The 16,108-nt window shown below is 65.4% G+C and carries 12 protein-coding genes; 7 read left to right on the top strand and 5 right to left on the bottom strand.

Going from position 1 to position 16,108, the window contains the following annotated elements:
* Nucleotides 1–32: 32 nt before the first annotated feature.
* On the bottom strand, nucleotides 33–608 hold the full coding sequence (locus ACOIX3_RS01030) for a GNAT family N-acetyltransferase (protein WP_420967996.1): 576 nt from the start codon (nucleotides 606–608) through the stop codon (nucleotides 33–35).
* Between the two features lie 251 nt (nucleotides 609–859).
* Between ACOIX3_RS01030 and ACOIX3_RS01025 the strand changes: the two genes are divergently transcribed.
* From ACOIX3_RS01025 to ACOIX3_RS01000, 6 genes are all read left to right on the top strand, one after another.
* On the top strand, nucleotides 860–1,777 hold the full coding sequence (locus ACOIX3_RS01025; protein ID WP_420967995.1) for a pirin family protein: 918 nt from the start codon (nucleotides 860–862) through the stop codon (nucleotides 1,775–1,777).
* A gap of 98 nt (nucleotides 1,778–1,875) precedes the next feature.
* On the top strand, nucleotides 1,876–2,790 hold the full coding sequence (locus tag ACOIX3_RS01020) for a phosphoribosylaminoimidazolesuccinocarboxamide synthase (RefSeq protein WP_420967994.1): 915 nt from the start codon (nucleotides 1,876–1,878) through the stop codon (nucleotides 2,788–2,790).
* 231 nt (nucleotides 2,791–3,021) lie between these two features.
* Entirely contained in the window at nucleotides 3,022–4,062 is a 1,041-nt protein-coding gene (locus ACOIX3_RS01015) for a zinc-dependent alcohol dehydrogenase (RefSeq protein ID WP_420967993.1), read from the top strand.
* Nucleotides 4,063–4,109: 47 nt separating this feature from the next.
* Nucleotides 4,110–4,916, top strand: coding sequence for a crotonase/enoyl-CoA hydratase family protein (locus ACOIX3_RS01010; protein ID WP_420967992.1), 807 nt, complete (start codon nucleotides 4,110–4,112; stop codon nucleotides 4,914–4,916).
* Nucleotides 4,917–4,987: 71 nt separating this feature from the next.
* Complete coding sequence (locus tag ACOIX3_RS01005; RefSeq protein ID WP_420967991.1) at nucleotides 4,988–6,034, top strand: alpha/beta fold hydrolase; 1,047 nt, start codon at nucleotides 4,988–4,990, stop codon at nucleotides 6,032–6,034.
* Nucleotides 6,035–6,250: 216 nt separating this feature from the next.
* Nucleotides 6,251–8,404: an SLC26A/SulP transporter family protein gene (locus ACOIX3_RS01000; protein ID WP_420967990.1), complete on the top strand. Its 2,154-nt coding sequence runs from the start codon at nucleotides 6,251–6,253 to the stop codon at nucleotides 8,402–8,404.
* A gap of 108 nt (nucleotides 8,405–8,512) precedes the next feature.
* Here ACOIX3_RS01000 and ACOIX3_RS00995 read toward each other — a convergent pair whose 3' ends face one another.
* Together ACOIX3_RS00995 and ACOIX3_RS00990 are read right to left on the bottom strand one after the other, a co-directional pair.
* On the bottom strand, nucleotides 8,513–9,883 hold the full coding sequence (locus tag ACOIX3_RS00995) for an NAD(P)/FAD-dependent oxidoreductase (RefSeq protein WP_420967989.1): 1,371 nt from the start codon (nucleotides 9,881–9,883) through the stop codon (nucleotides 8,513–8,515).
* Nucleotides 9,884–9,941: 58 nt separating this feature from the next.
* On the bottom strand, nucleotides 9,942–10,643 hold the full coding sequence (locus tag ACOIX3_RS00990; RefSeq protein WP_420967988.1) for a GntR family transcriptional regulator: 702 nt from the start codon (nucleotides 10,641–10,643) through the stop codon (nucleotides 9,942–9,944).
* Between the two features lie 139 nt (nucleotides 10,644–10,782).
* On the opposite strand from ACOIX3_RS00990, the gene ACOIX3_RS00985 reads away from it, so the two are divergent.
* On the top strand, nucleotides 10,783–11,682 hold the full coding sequence (locus ACOIX3_RS00985; protein ID WP_420967987.1) for an amino acid ABC transporter substrate-binding protein: 900 nt from the start codon (nucleotides 10,783–10,785) through the stop codon (nucleotides 11,680–11,682).
* Nucleotides 11,683–11,757: 75 nt separating this feature from the next.
* Here ACOIX3_RS00985 and ACOIX3_RS00980 read toward each other — a convergent pair whose 3' ends face one another.
* Together ACOIX3_RS00980 and ACOIX3_RS00975 are read right to left on the bottom strand one after the other, a co-directional pair.
* Nucleotides 11,758–13,752, bottom strand: coding sequence for a TonB-dependent receptor (locus ACOIX3_RS00980; protein WP_420971945.1), 1,995 nt, complete (start codon nucleotides 13,750–13,752; stop codon nucleotides 11,758–11,760).
* A gap of 687 nt (nucleotides 13,753–14,439) precedes the next feature.
* Nucleotides 14,440–15,936, bottom strand: coding sequence for an NAD-dependent succinate-semialdehyde dehydrogenase (locus tag ACOIX3_RS00975; RefSeq protein ID WP_420967986.1), 1,497 nt, complete (start codon nucleotides 15,934–15,936; stop codon nucleotides 14,440–14,442).
* Nucleotides 15,937–16,108: the final 172 nt, after the last annotated feature.

Below are 16,108 nucleotides of genomic sequence, written 5' to 3'. Positions count from 1 at the left end.
CGGCTCGAACATCGGCCGTCACGCCGGCTTTTTCAAGAACCATCGCGCGGCCAGCGGCTGCGCTGCGTGACCCAGATATCGACGACATCGCCCTCGAGCTTGCCCGGGCCCTCATTGACAGCACCGAGCCGCCGCGCCACGGCCTGCGAGGCCACGTTGGCGGGATCGATGCAATGGATGATGCGGTCGACGGTGAAGTTGGCGAACACAAAGTCGATCGCGGCACGCGCCGCCTCCACCGCGTAGCCCTTGCCGCGATACTCCCTGGCGATGCCCCAGCCGACCTCGAAGCCCGGCCATTCAGGCGGATAATACGGCCCGACGCGGCCGATGTAGCGGGTGGACGATTTCTCCTCGACCGCGAACATGCCGAAGCCATGCAGCGCCCAATGGCCGGAGATGACCGCGGCGTTGCGCCAGCCCTTCAGCTCCGACATGACCGGCTGATGATCCGGCGTGATGAAGCGCGCCGTCTCGGGATCGGACAGCATTTTCGTGTTGTCAGCGATGTCGGACGCGCGCCATGGCCGCAGGATGAGACGCGCTGTCTCGATCACCGGACCATCGATCTGCAACAGCTTTGCGCCCGGCTTGATCAGAGAAACCATCACATGCTCCAGTTTCCGGAATTATGCTGCCGTTGTCGAGCGCACGCCAGAGCCACATTTTCGTCGTCCCTGCGAAAGCAGGGACCCACAACCACAGGGTTGCGTTGTTGAAGCAAGCCGTGGCCCCAGCGAGCGCAACAATTGACATTTGTGGTTATGGGTCCCGGCTCGCGCTTCGCTTGGCCGGGACGACGGATAGAGTATGATCGCGGCGAAAGAGTATGATCCGGCAAAACTGCAAGGAGTCCGACATGAGCTGGCAGCCCTCGACCGATCCCGAACTCGGCGATCCCAAGACCTGCGACGCGCTGGATCTGATCATCGTGCCGCGCACCCGCGATCTCGGTGACGGCTTCGCGGTGCGCCGCGCGCTGCCGCATGGCAAGCGGCAGATGGTCGGGCCCTTCATCTTCTTCGACCATTTCGGTCCGGTGCAATACCTCGCCGGTAAGGGCATGGATGTGCGGCCGCATCCGCATATCGGGCTCGCCACCGTCACCTATCTGTTCGACGGCAGCATCATGCACCGCGACAGCGAGGGCAACATCCAGGAGATCCAGCCCGGCGCCATGAACCTGATGACCGCGGGGCGCGGCATCGCGCATTCCGAGCGCACCCCCGACGTGCAGCGCCGCGACGGCCAGAAGATGCTCGGTCTGCAGAGCTGGATCGCGCTGCCCGCCGGCAAGGAAGAGATCGCGCCGTCGTTCCAGCATTACGGCGCGGGCGACCTGCCGATGATCTCGGAGCGCGATTTCACCGCGCGCGTCATCGCCGGCTCGGCGTTCGGCATCAGCTCACCGGTCAGCATGGTCTCGCCGTGGTTCTACACGGAAGTGACCGCGCAGGCCCGCACCTCGGTGCCGCTCGACCCTGATCACGAGGAGCGCGCGATCTATCTCGTCGACGGCGAGGTCGAGATCGCGGGCGACCGCCACGAGGGACCGCGGCTGCTGATCTTCCGGCCCGGCGACCGCATCACCGTGAAGACGCTGCGGCCGACCCGCATGATGTTTTTGGGCGGCGATGCGCTGGAAGGGCCGCGCCACATCTGGTGGAATTTCGTCTCCTCGTCGAAAGAGCGGATCGAGCAGGCCAAACAGGACTGGAAAACCGGGCGTTTCGTGCAGGTTCCGCACGAACACGAGTTCATTCCACTGCCGGAGTGAGCTATTTCCTGTGTTAGTCTTCGGCGCCCGCCCGCCTCGTGCGGGCGCACGTCTTTGAACACCGCGTCTTCGAGAAACGAGCCCGGAAAGACCACGCCATGACCGCGATGCTCTCCAGCGATTTGCCCCTGCCCCGGATCGGCCGCGGCAAGGTGCGCGATATCTACGCAGTCGGCGACGATCGCGTGCTGCTGCTCACCACCGACCGCATCTCGGCATTCGACGTGGTGATGGCGGAAACCATTCCGATGAAGGGCGCGGTGCTGACCCAGATCAGCGCCTGGTGGTTCCGGCAGCTCGAAGGCACCGTGCCGCATCACATGATCAGCGCCGATGCCGACGAGATCATCCGCGCGGTGCCTGCATTGAAGGATCATCACGCCGACATCCTCGGGCGCGCGATGCTGTGCATGCGCACCACCGTTTTCCCGATCGAATGCGTGATCCGCGGCTACATCTCCGGCTCGGCCTGGAAAGAATACGCGGCCGAGGGCACCCTCGCCGGCGAGAAGCTGGCGGCGGGCCTGGTCGAAAGCCAGAAGCTCGAGCCCGCGATCTTCAGCCCGGCGACCAAGGCCGAGGCCGGCCATGACGAGAACATCACGGTGGCACGGGTGCGCGAGATCCTGGGCGCGGACGTTGCCGCGACACTCGAGAAGCTGGCGCGCGATGTCTACGCTTACGGCGAACAGACCAGCCGCGCCCGCGGCATCATCATCGCCGACACCAAGTTCGAATTCGGCCGCGATAAAGACGGCCGCATCATCCTGATCGACGAGGTGATGACGCCGGATTCGTCGCGGTTCTGGGCGGTCGATGCCTACAAGCCCGGCCAGCCGCAGCCGAGCTTCGACAAGCAGCCGCTGCGCGACTATCTCGACGTCGAGCGCCACGCTGGCCGCTGGAACGGCGACGCCCCGCCCCCGCCGCTGCCGGCGAGCGTCGTGGATGCGACCAGCAAGCGGTACCTCGAGGCGTACCGCCGCGTGACGGGGACCGAGCTGAAGGTCTAGCGGCATCGTCGGCGCGTTCGCTGTATCACCATCACCCTGACGAGGCCGCAACGCGGCCGTCTCGAAGGGTCGACGGCCCGGCTGGTGGCCGTGCATCCTTCGAGACGCGCTACGCGCTCCTCAGGATGACGGGGAGAGAGGCCAGGTGAATCCCATTCACCTCTGTTGAAGACAAACCTTTTGTCGTCGTGTCAGCCTCCCTGCACTCTCCGCCCAAACGGAGAGCTCACGATGCGGCAACTGACCTATATCGGCGGCAAAAATGTCGAATGGTGGGACGTTCCCCCGCCGAGGCTCCAGGATGACCGCGACGCGCTGGTGCAGCCGCTCGCGGTGACGCGCTGCGATCTCGACCTTGCGATCGTGCACGGCCGATCGGGCCTCGCAGGTCCGTTCGCGCTCGGACATGAGACCGCGGGCCGCATCGTCGAGATCGGCGGCGCCGTGAAGAATTTTGCGCCCGGCGATCTCGTCATCGTTCCGTTCCAGATCAGTTGCGGCACGTGCGACCGCTGCCGGCGTGGCCACACCAATGCCTGCACGGCGGTGCCGTTTCGCTCGTCCTACGGATTGAAGCCGGTCTGCGGAGTCGAATATGGCGGCGGCCTGTCCGACCTCATCCGCGTGCCGTTTGCCGATCACATGCTGGTCCGCCAGCCGAACGGCCATGCCCTGTCGCATACCGCGGGGCTTGCCGACGGCGCGACCGACGGGTTCAGCGCGGTGGCGCGCTGGCTCGCGCAACGGCCCGGCGCCGACGTGCTCGTGATCGGTGGCTTCGCGCAGTCGCTCGCGCTGTTCGCGGTGCAGGCGGCGGTAGCGTGTGGCGCGGGACGCGTCGTCTATCTCGACGACCACGCGCCGCGCCTCGCCAAGGCGAAGTCGCTCGGTGCCGACGTGATCGAAGCCCCTAGCGGCCTTTCGATGGAGCCGCCCGGCCTGTTTCCGATCGTGATCGATGCAGCCGCGACCGACGCCAGCATCCTGCTGGCATTCCGCGCGACGGAACCCAACGGCATCTGCCAGCGCATGTATGGCGACTTCGCCGAGACCACGCCGGTGCCGCTGCGGCATATGTACGGCGTCGGGATCACGTTGAAGGTCAGCCGCGTCAATGTTCGCGCCGAGCTGCCCGACTGCGTCGCGCATGTGGCGGCGGGCCATTACCACCCGGAGCATGTCATCACCCGCCGCGTTCGTTTCGAGGATGCGCATGAGGCGATCGGGGACCCGACCATCCGCGTCGCCTTCGTTCGTGATGGCATTGCCTGACGGGCAACGTTACGTTGGCTCCAACCAACAAGCCCAGGGAGCGACCCATGTCCGATGCCGATACCGTGCTCGTCGAGCGCGATGGTCCCGTCACCATCATCTCCATCAACCGCCCGCACAACCGCAACGCCGTCGATGGCGCCACCGCACGCAAACTGTATGACGCATTCCTTGCCTTCGATGCCGATGCCAGCGCATCGGTCGCGGTGTTCACCGGGACCGGCGGATATTTCTGCGCCGGCGCCGACCTGAAGGCGGTGGCATCAGGCGATCCCGAGAAGAAGCGCGAGGTCGGCGGCCACAACACGATCGCGCCGATGGGACCAAGCCGGCTGCGGCTCTCGAAACCGGTGATCGCCGCGATCGAGGGCTTTGCGGTCGCCGGCGGCATGGAGCTTGCGCTGTGGGCCGACATGCGCGTCGTCGCCGAGGACGCCACCTTCGGCGTGTTCTGCCGCCGTTTCGGCGTGCCGCTGATCGACCTCGGCACCATCCGCCTGCCGCGGCTGATCGGCCATTCGCAGGCGATCGATCTGATCCTCACCGGACGCCCGGTCGCAGGGCCCGAGGCGCTTCGCATGGGGCTCGCGAACCGCTTGGTGCCGAAGAGCGAGACGCGCACGCACGCCATCGCGCTCGCCAAGGACATCGCGAAATTCCCGCAGACCTGCATGCGCGCCGACCGGCTGTCGGCGCTGCGGCAATGGGACCTCGACGAGGAAGAGGCGATCCGGAACGAGATGCGCGGCGGGCTCGAGGTGATCGCTTCAGGCGAGACGCTATCCGGCGCGGCGCGCTTCGCCTCGGGTATCGGCCGCCACGGCGCGTTCGGCAATGAGGGCGGGAATGGCTAGTCCCACTACGCGGGCCTTTGCGTTCCTGCTGCCGACGTGCTGAGCTGTCGCACCATTCCGAAAGCAAAACGATGCCCGCACAATCGATCGCAACCGAGCTGAAGACATTCACCACGTCCGATTTCCGCCTGGCAAACGGCAGCGTGCTGGGCGAAGTCACCATCGCGTACCGCACCGTCGGCACGCTGGCGCCCAACCGCGACAATGTCGTGCTGATCACCCACGGCAACACCAGCGGGCCGCAAATGATCGATCCCGGCGGATCGACCGGCGAAGGCAGCTGGAACGAGATCGTCGGCCCCGGCAAGGCTGTCGACACTAACCGCTACTTCGCGATCTGTCCGAACATGCTGGGCTCGTCCTACGGCTCGACCAACGCCGCGAGCATCGACCCAAGGACCGGCCGGCATTACGGGCCGCGCTTCCCTGATATCACCGTCAGCGACATCGTCGCCACCCAGCGTGCACTGCTCGATGAACTCGGCATCGACAAGCTCGTTGCGATCGTCGGTCCGTCCTATGGCGGCTTCCAGGCGCTGCAATGGGCGGTGAACTATCCCGACGCCATGCGCGGCATCGCCGCTGTCGTCACCGCGCCGCTGGTGCCGCGCGAGCGCGCCGAGGGCAATGTCGCGCGCCTGATGGCGGCGCTGTCGCAGGATCCGAACTGGAACGGCGGCGGCTATTACGATCACGGCGGCGTGCTCGAAAGCATGATCCAGATCCGCACCGCGACGCTGAAGAGCTACGGCATCGAGACGCGGCTGCGCGATACGCTGACCGATCCCGCTGACATCGAGGCCGCGATCCGCGCCGAGGCGGCGGAGTGGGCCAGGGGGTTCGACGCCAATTCGCTGCTGACTCTGGCCAAGGCGCTGCGCGGCTTCGACGTCACGGCGCAGTTCGGACGGATCAGGGCCAAGGTGCTCTATGTCCTGTCGCGGACCGACAAGCTGTTCCCGCCGGAACTTGCGCCGCAGGTGATGCCGGCACTGAAGGCCGCCGGCGTCGACGCCGATTATTTTCTGCTCGACAGCGACTACGGCCACTCGGCATCGGGCCGCGACGCGCACAAATGGGCGCCGCGGCTGCGCGCCTTCATGGACAGCCTCGGCTAGACGATCGGACCGCATCGATCCATCCGATCCGGGAACCCGCACCCGCCCCTCCCCGCAACCGGGAGGGACGAAACTGCGCGCGTTGAGAAATGGTTGTCACAAAAATCCTGTTGTCGTCCTGCGCCGGGCTCGTCTACGACTGACGGCGAAAGTTTCAGGACATTTTTTAACGTGATTAGTCGATCGCTTTATTTCGGCTCGCGGGCGCGGCGGGCTATGCACGACGTTATCGGCGGCGGCGCGGCCAGCGTGCTCGGCATCACGTTCGGCCTGTCCTACGCGCTGCTGATCTTCGCCGGGCCATTGTCGCCCTATCTGTCATATGGCGTCGCGGCGACGTTCATCTCCTCCGCAGTGCTCGCGACCTTCATCGCATTCGGCAGCTCGTTGCCCTTCGCGGTCGCCGGCCCTGACAGCTCGACCGCGGCGGTAACGGGGATCCTGATGGCCTCGCTGGTCGAGCGCATCGGTGCGGCCGACCCGACGGCGCCGCTGCTGACGCCGGTGCTGATCACGCTGGGGCTCTCCACCATCGTCACCGGCATCGTGCTGTGCTGCCTCGGGCTGACGCGGCTCGGCCGCGCCATCCGCTACGTGCCCTATCCCGTGGTCGGCGGATTCCTCGGCGCGACCGGCCTCTTGATCGTGCTGGGTGCAATCAGGGTGATCACCGGTTACCCCGTGCAGCTCAACACGCTCTTCCACTTCACGAATATCATCACGATTTCCGAGCTCAGCGCCGCCTGCGCGATGGCGCTGGTGCTGTATCTGACCTGGCATCGCTCGCGCACCCCGTTTGGCTTGCCGATCATCCTGGTCTTCGGCGTAATCGTGGCGCATCTCACGTTCTGGATCATCGGCATTACGCCGGAGGAAGCTCATTTGACCGGCTGGACCTTCCAGCCGCCGCCGGCATCGACCTTCATGCTGCCGTGGCACGCGGCCGAGCTTGCGCAATATCCATGGTCGGCGGTGCCGGACCTGCTCGGTAACATGGTCGCCGTCGTCTTTGTCACGGCGGCGAGCACGCTGTTCAACACCACCGGTATCGAGGTCGCAGTGCATCGCGAAGCCAACCTCGAGCGCGAGCTCAACATCACCGGCTTCGCCAACATCCTGACCGGCGCGCTGGCCGGCTATGCCGGCTGCGTTTCGGTCAGCCGCTCGATCCTGAATTTCTCCAGTGGCGGGCGCGGCCGGCTGTCGGGGCTCACCGTCGCTGCGATCTCGCTGCTGATGCTGGCGGTGGCGCCGCAGCTGCTCGGCTACATGCCGAAATTCGTGCTCGGCGGCCTCCTGATCTATCTCGGCGCCGACCAGCTGCACAAATGGATGATCGAATCGCGCAAGCGGCTGTCGCAAACCGAGTATCTGTCGCTGCTCGCGATCATCGTCATCATCGTGGCCTGGGGCTTCGTGCCCGGCATCCTGATCGGCATCATCATCGGCTGCGCGACCTTTGCGCTCAGCGCGGCGCGGGTCGAGGCGATCAAATACGGCTTTGACGGCTCGGAATACCGCAGCTCGCTGGACCGCTCGCGCGACGACCGGGATGTGCTGCAAGCGCACGGCGGCAAGATCCAGGGGCTGACGCTGCAGAGCTATCTGTTCTTCGGCTCCGCCAACCGGCTCTACCAGCACGTCAAGGCGCTGCTGCGCGAGCACCCGGAGTGCCGCTATTTGCTGTTCGACTTCAAGCTCGTCACCGGCGTCGATTCATCGGCGGTCTACAGCTTTGCGCAGATCAAGCGCAGCGCGCACGAGGTCGGCGTCGAGCTGGTGCTGGTGCACCTGTCCGCCAAGGCCGAGCAGGTGCTGCGCGCCAGCGACTTCATCACCGAAGGCGTCACCGTGATCGACGAGCTCGACCATGCACAGGAATGGTGCGAGAACCAGATCATCGCGCAGCACCAGGAGCTTGCGCAGGAAGAGGCCGACCTGCGCGGCTGGTTCACGGGACTGCTCGACAGCGAGGGCGACGCCGACGCCCTGATCCGGCGCTGCCAGCGCATCGAGGTCGACGCCGGCGAGGTCATCGTGCACGCCGGCGACGCTGCCGATTCCATGCACTTCATCCTCGACGGCCGCGTCGGCATCATGGTGCCCGCCGACGACGGCCGCTCTACGCGGGTGCGCAGCCTCGGCCGCTACACCACGATCGGCGAGATGGGCCTCGTCGCGCACACCCCGCGCAGCGCGACCATCCAGGCCGAGACGGCGAGTGTGCTCTATGTGCTGAACACCCACCAGTTCACGGCGATCCGCGACGAGGACCCCGAGCTCAGCCACAAGCTGCTGACGTATTTCGTGTCCGTGATGGCGGAGCGGCTGACGTTTGCGAATCGTACCATTGCCGTGCTGCGGCGATGACAGTGCGTAGCCCGGATGAAGCGAAGCGCAATCCGGGAATATCGCCAGGCGGCGACATGGGCCCCGGATTTCGCTTCGCTCCATCCGGGCTACGAAGGTGAGGTTGAGCTACAACAGCCCCCGGCTTGCGGTCGCCTCGAGCTGCTCCATCAGCGCCTTGTCATCATGGCGCGCGAGCGAGAGGCTCCGGGCGAATTCGGGTGCGGGCGCGCCGACCACGGCGCGGGCGCAGAGATCGCCGGTGGCGCAGGCGCCCATCGTGCCGTAACCCGACAGCGCGGTGGCGAGAAACACGCCCGGCGTTTTCGCAGCCCCGATCAACGGCCAGTTCTCCCTCGTCATCGGATAGTAGCCGCCATAGTGCACGCGGTCGCGCGGCAGCGCGCCGAGATACTGCGCGAGCCGTGGCTGCAGCCGGCTCGCCGCGCGCAGCACGACTTCGGGGAAATAGGGATTCAGCTCCGGCTCGCGCACCGGCGCCGTGGTCTGCTCGGCATTGAAGGCCCAGCCGAGCTTGATCCACTCGCCGTGATCGCCGCCGTCGGGCCGGCAGTGGATGCTGCCCGGCATCGGCGCCAGCAGGCGCGCGAATTCCGGCGCCGCTGCAAGCGCCTCGCGCTCGTCATCGGACCAGGCCAGCGTCTGGCCGTCGAGATCGATCGCAAACGGCATTTTGCGATCGACCGCGCGGTTGCGATCGGCGAACGCGATCTTCTGCTGCAGCACATTGACGATCGGAAGCGCTTCGCCGTGCATCGCCGCGACATCCGCGGCGAACGGGCCCGCGGCGTTGACGATGATATCTGCCTTGATGGACTGCCGCGCGCCATCGGCCAGCACGTCGACGGTGAAGCGATCAGTCCTCGCAATACCGACCACCTTCGCCTGCTGGAATTGCGCACCCAGTGGCCGCATGATCTCCAGCATGTACTGGCCGAGCTGCTGGCCGCTGATGTCGCCGGCCCGGCGGATATGCAGAGCGGTTGCGACCTCCTTGTCGAAGGTCGGGTAATGCGCTTGGATCAGATCGCGCCCCTGCAGAACGTCGACGCCGTCGGGCGCGCTCTGCCAGTCCGCCGAATGCGGCGGCACGTAGCCGCGGCTCGATCCTTCATGCAGGCGGATCAGCTTCGCGGCTTGCGCGCCGTAGCCGGCGTAGAGCTGCTGGAGCAATTCCTCAGGTTTCTCCTCGCGCGTGACCAGAAGATATCCGCGCCGCGTCATGTGGATGCGGTTGTCGCTGCGGCGTGCGATCTCCTCCATCAGGTCGGTGGAATGATCGGTGAAATCGGCCATCGTCGGATGCGGCCACCAGTTGCGGTAGTTCTCGCCCGATTGCGCCGAGGTCAATGCCATCGGCTGGCCTTCGTCGACGATCAACAGGCGCGAGCGCTTGTGCTGGATGGCAAGGTAATAGGCCGTGGCGATACCGACGATGCCGGCACCGATCACCAGGATTTCGACGTCATTGGTCTTCACGCATATTCTCCTGCGGCCCGCAACGTGGCCTGCGATAATTCAATCTGTCTCATGGCAATCACGCGGGACGTTCGGGGCTCGCATCACGCACCGCCTGGCGCTGCGCCGAGCGCAGCGTCTTCTGCGTCTCCTCGATGTGATCGCGCAGCAAGCGGACGGCCTTCTTGACCTCGCCGTCGCGGCAGAATTCGAGCAGCCGGTAGTGCTCGCGCTGCGGACGCTCCTTGCCGGTCGCCTGCGACACCAGCGCCCGCGTGAAGCGGCCGACGTGGCCGTAATTCGCCTCGATCATGCCGAGCAGGCGCGGTCGGTTGCACGGCGCATAGAGCGTGGCATGGAATTTCCAGTTGAAGGCGCCCCATTGCGCCGGATCAGGCTCGGCGTCGTAGGCACGAAGGATTTTCGTCGCCGCCTCGAGATCGATCTCGCCCATGGCGGGGATCGCCAATCGCAAGGCATGGCATTCGAGCGCGATGCGGATCTCGAGCAGCTCGATCACCTCGTCGATCGAGAGATCCGAAACCACCGCCCCGCGGTTGGGCAGGAACGTGACAAAGCCTTCGGCCTCGAGCTGGCGCAACGCCTCGCGCACCGGGATGCGGCTGGTGCCAAACCGCGCAGCGAGCTCGTCCTGGCGGAGCTGCAGTCCGGGCGCGAGCTCGCCCGCGCTGATCGCGGCCCGTAGCGCCTCACGCACGGCGTCAGGCGCGGAACCGTGAGGTCCGGCCCCTCGATGGGTTGCGGCGGCTGCAGGTTCCATCCGGTTTCTCTCTCGCTGGCGCCAAGCCATGGTATCCGACTTGGACATGATTGTATAAAATCAGATTGTCGATTATGCAATCCTGTGTATAAAATCTTGACCTATCGTATCCAATTCTGCCGGCGTCCGCGAGCACCTGATGAATAAAGCATTCAAGCGATTGATCTACCTAGTCTTTCTTGCGACGACAGTAGCGGCCCCGGCGCAGGCCCAATCGCCCGGCGGCACGCTGGCCAAGATCCGCGACACCGGCGAGATCCGGCTCGGGCACCGCGACGTCTCGGTCCCGTTCTCCTATCTCGACGACAATCAGAAGCCGGTCGGCTTCGCGATGGACCTCTGCGCGAGGATCGTCGATGCGGTGAAGGGCGAGCTCAAGCTGCCGGCGCTGCAGACCAAACTGCAGCCGATCCAGCTCTCCACCCAGATACCGCTGATCGAGAACGGCACCATCGACATTGTCTGTGGCCCCGCGACCAACACGCTGGAGCGGCAGAAAGTCGTCGCCTTCAGCACCACGATCTTCGTGTCGAGCATCCGCGCGGTGGTGCAGAAGGATGCACCGATCAAGACCTTCGAGGATCTCGGCGGAAGGCCGGTCTCGCTGACGTCGGGCTCGACCTCGATCGGATTGTTGAGCGCGCGCGCCCAGGCGAAGAACTTTCAAACCAAGAACATCCTGACCCCGGACCATGCCGCATCGTTCCTCGCGCTGACCACCTCCCGCAGCGACGCCTTCGTGATGGACGACATTTTGCTCGCCAGCCTGATCGCGGGCAGCACCAATCCCGCGGACTGGCGCATCATCGACGACAGCCTGCGCACCGAGCCTTACGGGCTGATCATCCGCAAGGGCGATCCGGAGTTCAAGGCGCTGGTCGACCGGACGCTGGTCGCCATGATGAAGAGCAATGAATTCCAGGAGCTCTACGCAAAATGGTTCACGCGGCCGATTCCGCCGAAGAACGTGAACCTGAATTTCCCGATGACGCCGCCGCTGAAGGACGCTGTCGCCAATCCGAACGACAAGGGTGTGTGAGCGGCAATCGCCGGATCGCGACAACGGAGTGGCCACCGCGCACCGGACTGCGGCGCGCGATGGCCTTTCGCTATCCTAGAAATCGACCGTCATGGAAAGCCACAGCGTGCGCGGCATACCGCTGATCACGTAGCCGGTTGGATTGCCGATCCAGTAGTGCTTGTCGAACAGATTGGTCAGTGACGCCCTGAACGTGGTCGGGCGCCCCGCGAGGGTCGTCGCGTAGCGCGCACCGATGTCGAAGGTCGCCCAGGCGGGGACGCTCTGGACGTTGTCGGCGCTGACATAGGCCCGGCTGGTGTAGATGGCACGCGCCGTCGCGGTGAGGCCGGGCACGAAGGGCGTATCCCACTCGACGCCCAGATTGCCCTGCAGGTCGGGCGCGCCGATCGCCCGATTGCCGTCGTAGAGATGGCCTTGCGTCTGGGTGAGCCGGGCATCGAGCCAGGTCACGCCGCCGAGGACGCGGACGCCGGGCGCGACCTCGCCAAAGGTGTTGAGCTCAACGCCGCGGTTTCTTTGTTGGCCATCGAGGCTGTAGATCTTGGTGATGGGATCAATCACACCGCTCGGCAGGCTGATCTGGAATGCCGAGAGGCTCGCGCCGAAGCCTCCGAGATCGAGCTTCGTGCCCACTTCGACCTGCCGGGTCTTGAAGGGTGCGAACACCGCATTGGTGTTCACCGCGCCGGAAGGCGGCGTCGGCCCCGGCGTCAGGCCTTCGATGTAGTTGGCATAAAGCGAGAGCTGCTTGACTGGCCTCACCACCAGCGCGATCGAAGGCGACGTTGCGCTTGCGTCGTAGTGCGTGGTCTCCAGGCCGCTGACGGGATCGAAGCTGCTCGCGATCACCTGCTGCTGGCGCGCGCCCACGATCACTTGCAACATGCCCCCCATGGTCGTGATGGTATCGGCAACGCCGACACTGCGCAGCCCGAGGAAACCCGACTTGCCCTCCGGGAAGGTCGATACCGGGGTGCCGGCGGTCGCCAACAAGGTCGGTCGATATATGTTGGTCAGGTAGGTCGCGTAGTTGGTCTGGCCGAGCCAATCGGTCCGGTCGAGCGCGCTGCCGCTGACGACGACCTCGTGGCCGACGGGTCCCGTGTCGAAACGCGCACGGACGCCGGCCTCGCCGGAGACGCCCTCCGACTTGCCGGTCTGGAATCGGGACGTGCCCAGGGCATCGCCTGCGGTGTTGAGAATCGTCGCGCCCGGGTCTTCCTGCTTGTCGTAGCGGAACTGGTTGGCGCCGATCGCGCCGAACACGGTGACGCTGTTGCTGAGATCGTATTCGGCCCTGGTCAAGCCGGTCAGGCTCTGCGACCGCGCACGGTCAAACGGCTGCGCGAGATTGATGCGCGGATCTGGCGCCGTCGGCATGGCAATGCCGGGCACCGGCGTGTAGCCACGCTGGGCGGCCTTCATCCAGTCGTCCTGGGAGATGATGTCCGCCGACCAGCGAAAGCGCTCGCCATGATAGTCGACGCCGAGCGAGCCGACGCCGTTGCGCGTCGATTGCCGATCGATCGAGGTGTTGCCGCCGTCGATCCCGCCGTTGAAGCGAACGCCCCACTCCTTCTGTTCGCCGTAGCGGCGTGCGAGGTCGAGCTCCGTTCCGAACCGTCCATCCGAGATGTAGCCCGCGGTCAGGCGCGTGAGGTCTTCCGCCGCCCGCTTGGTCACGACATTGACGGTGCCGCCGATGCTGCCTTGCGGGGCCATGCCGTTGAGGAAGGCACCCGGTCCCTTGAGCAGCTCAATGCGCTCGATGGGCGCCGGGTTGACGCGATAGGCCGGAACGAGGCCGTAAAGCCCGTTCAACGCGATTTCGCTGTTCTCGACCCGGAAGCCGCGGATAGTCAGCGCGTCGTAACGGTTGCTGCTGCCGATCGCAGCGCGCACCGACGGATCGGAATTCGTCAGCACTTCCGCAACGCTGGTTGCCTGCTGATCGCGGATCGTCTTCTCCGTGTAGCTCGTCAGGCTGTACGGCGTGTCCATATAATCCTTGTTGCCGAGCAGGCCGAGTTGCCCGCCGCGCGCGACCTGGCCGCCGATATAGGGCACGGGCAACGCCGCCTGCTGCGCACCGGCCGTGGGCGTGGCCGCGGGCGGCGACGCGTGCTCACGCCTGCTCGCCTGATGCGATGCCGACGAACGCGCCGACCGTGACGATGACGGCCTCCGGACCGGCGCAGCGCGATGCTGTGGCGCGGCCACGACGACCGGCGGAAGCGGCGCGGCACCGCTTGCGGGTGCTTGCTCCGGCGACTGCGCGAGCGAAGGGACCGTGCTCAGAAGGAGAGACGCGCACACGAGTCGGAATGCGCACGGAACGTTTGAAGTGACGAGCATAAGGTCCCCGGATTCTTCTTGGTTTCGTCTCGAACATCGTCAGAGTTCGAGCGCGACCACCGGGGCATAAGCAGCAGGCGCTGTGACGCCAACTAGAACGCATCTAAGAGAGGGGATGAAGCTTGCTGCGCGAGGCGACATCGATGCGGAAGATTCCGCGTTTCGATTATTCTTCGTTGAGTGGCGTCGCGCGTATACAGCTTGATTCTGACGGCGAACCGCGAGATTAGAACAATTCTTGGCGCAATCATCGTCGCGATGGGAACGATAGATTCGGCGATCGCGGTGAATTGTCGCAGCCTGATAAATGCCGCCGGGAGCGATCGACAATGACGACTGACGGATTCGCCGGCATGTGTCCCCTCGCCCATGAGAGCGAAGGGACACGGTACTCCGCGATCAGACGCCGGCCATCATCACGTATTTGATCTCGACATATTCATCCATGCCGTGGCGCGAGCCTTCGCGGCCCAGACCCGATTCCTTGACGCCGCCGAACGGCGCGACCTCGGTCGTGATCAGACCGGAGTTGACGCCGACCATGCCCGACTCCAGTGCTTCGGCGACGCGCCAGACGCGGCCGATGTCACGCGAATAGAAGTAGGAGGCGAGGCCGAACGGCGAGGCGTTGCACATCGCGATCACACCGGCCTCGTCCTTGAAGCGGATCACCGGCGCGAGCGGGCCGAAAGTTTCCTCCTGCGCGACGAGCGCGTCGGGTCTCACGTCCGACAGCACGGTCGGCTCGAAGAAGCTGCGGCCCAGCGCCGAGCGCTTGCCGCCGGTCACGACCTTGGCGCCGCCCTTCACCGCGTCGGCAATGTGCCGCTCGACCTTCTCGATCGCCTTCATGTTGATCAGCGGTCCCTGGGTCACGCCGGCCTCCGTGCCGTCGCCGATCTTCATCTCGGCGACCTTCTTCGACAGCTTCTCGACGAACTGGTCGTAGATCTTGTCCTGCGCGTAGAGACGGTTGGCGCAGACGCAGGTCTGGCCCATGTTGCGGTACTTCGAGACCATGGCGCCTTCGACCGCGGCGTCGATGTCGGCATCATCGAACACCACGAAGGGCGCGTTGCCGCCGAGCTCGAGGCCGAGCTTCTTCACGCCGACCGATGCTTGCCGGTACAGTATCTTGCCGACATTGGTCGAACCCGTGAAGCCGACGAAGCGCACCGCCGGATGTTCGCACAGCACCTTGCCGATCGGCGGCGCATCACCGGTGACGATGTTGAGCACGCCCTTCGGCACGCCGGCCTTCTCGGCCAGCACAGCGAGCGCGAGTGCCGACAACGGCGTCTCATTGGCGGGCTTCAGCACCACGGTGCAGCCGGCGGCCAGCGCCGGCGACACTTTTCGCGTGATCATCGAGTTCGGGAAATTCCACGGCGTGATGGCGCCGCAGACGCCGATCGGTTGCCGGATCGCGAGCAGGCGGGCATCCGGACGCTGGGTCGGAATCGTCTCGCCATAGACGCGGCGCGCTTCCTCCGCGAAGAACTCGACATAGGCCGCGCCGATATCGACTTCGCCGAGCGCTTCCGCCAGCGGCTTGCCCTGCTCGGAGGTCAGGATCAGCGCGAGATCCTCGCGGTTGGCGATGATCAGATCAAACCATTTGCGCAAGATGTTGGAGCGCTGCTTGGCGGTCAGCTTGGCCCAGGCCGGAAACGCGCGCTGGGCGGCCTCGACGGCCCTGGTGGTATCGTCAGCGCCCAGTTGCGGAATCTTGATCAGCTCGACGCCGGTCGCGGGATTGTTGACGGCAAACTCGGGCGTACCGACCCAGGCGCCGTCGATGTAGCAGCGGTCGCGCAGCAGCGACGGGTCCTTCAGGCGGCTTTGCAGGGAGGATGCTGCGGATTGCGTGGCGCGTGCGGCAACGGGCGGGGTCATGGCGTTACTCCTGGAATTTCTTTGGAGGGTATTCGCCGCTATATAGGCGGAAAGCCGCTGCGATGCACTGGCGGCCAGCGCGACCCTGCTTGGACGCAAACGCAGCGCCGTTGCGGAAGACTGTCGTTCCGGGGCGATGTGTAGCATCGAACCTCAGATGCGCGATTGCGCA

Origin of the sequence: Bradyrhizobium sp. B120, assembly GCF_049075665.1 — a bacterium.
In the GTDB taxonomy this organism is placed as follows: Bacteria; Pseudomonadota; Alphaproteobacteria; order Rhizobiales; family Xanthobacteraceae; genus Bradyrhizobium.
This window is presented reverse-complemented; position numbering and strand designations above follow the sequence as displayed.

Coding starts and splice junctions, on each gene's coding strand:
- ACOIX3_RS01030 (WP_420967996.1), bottom strand. CDS start 608: ATGGTTTCTCTGATCAAGCCGGGCGCAAAGCTGTTGCAGATCGATGGT.
- ACOIX3_RS01025 (WP_420967995.1), top strand. CDS start 860: ATGAGCTGGCAGCCCTCGACCGATCCCGAACTCGGCGATCCCAAGACC.
- ACOIX3_RS01020 (WP_420967994.1), top strand. CDS start 1,876: ATGACCGCGATGCTCTCCAGCGATTTGCCCCTGCCCCGGATCGGCCGC.
- ACOIX3_RS01015 (WP_420967993.1), top strand. CDS start 3,022: ATGCGGCAACTGACCTATATCGGCGGCAAAAATGTCGAATGGTGGGAC.
- ACOIX3_RS01010 (WP_420967992.1), top strand. CDS start 4,110: ATGTCCGATGCCGATACCGTGCTCGTCGAGCGCGATGGTCCCGTCACC.
- ACOIX3_RS01005 (WP_420967991.1), top strand. CDS start 4,988: ATGCCCGCACAATCGATCGCAACCGAGCTGAAGACATTCACCACGTCC.
- ACOIX3_RS01000 (WP_420967990.1), top strand. CDS start 6,251: ATGCACGACGTTATCGGCGGCGGCGCGGCCAGCGTGCTCGGCATCACG.
- ACOIX3_RS00990 (WP_420967988.1), bottom strand. CDS start 10,643: ATGGAACCTGCAGCCGCCGCAACCCATCGAGGGGCCGGACCTCACGGT.
- ACOIX3_RS00985 (WP_420967987.1), top strand. CDS start 10,783: ATGAATAAAGCATTCAAGCGATTGATCTACCTAGTCTTTCTTGCGACG.
- ACOIX3_RS00975 (WP_420967986.1), bottom strand. CDS start 15,936: ATGACCCCGCCCGTTGCCGCACGCGCCACGCAATCCGCAGCATCCTCC.